Here is a 465-nt window from a genome sequence, read left to right on the forward strand (position 1 = left end):
GTGTGGACCTGCTCATTCAGCCCTCCAAGCGTGGCCCCACCATGATCGGATCGGGCATCGGAATCGCCTCGGCGAGCGGCCGCCACAGGTGCAGGCAATAGGGATGACAGTTGACGTATTGCGAGCGCGGCGGGTGCAACTGCATCACGCACTCCTCCTCATCCCAGAACAGGCTTTTGACGTAAGCCATCTCCTCCCAGTTCGGGCAGCGCCACGATATTGAGACCGAGACATGCTCCCAGCCATCACCGCTGGACGACATGATCCGCAGCTCCGCGCCGCGCGGTCCCTGGATCACAAACGCGCCGGTCAACCCATAGCTTTCGTCGCTACCATAGCGGCCGCGACGAATTCGGCCTTCTTCCAGTTTGGCTGCCACGATCGAACGCATCACTATTCACTCCATTTGATCTAGCCGCGTCGCGCCCGCATCTGAGCGACCCTTCATCTGACGCGACGGCGCGC

Annotated in this window: 1 protein-coding gene; it reads right to left on the minus strand. The window is 61.7% G+C overall.

From position 1 onward, the window contains the following. Window positions 1–16: 16 nt before the first annotated feature. Complete coding sequence (locus tag I6F36_RS38680; protein WP_225173261.1) at window positions 17–391, minus strand: hypothetical protein; 375 nt, start codon at window positions 389–391, stop codon at window positions 17–19. Between the last annotated feature and the right edge of the window lie 74 nt (window positions 392–465).

The organism is Bradyrhizobium sp. BRP19, from assembly GCF_020194195.1.
Taxonomy (GTDB): Bacteria; Pseudomonadota; Alphaproteobacteria; order Rhizobiales; family Xanthobacteraceae; genus Bradyrhizobium; species Bradyrhizobium yuanmingense.

Bases quoted from the DNA above. Each gene is read 5' to 3' on its own strand.
- I6F36_RS38680 (WP_225173261.1), bottom strand. From the start codon at position 391: ATGCGTTCGATCGTGGCAGCCAAACTGGAAGAAGGCCGAATTCGTCGC.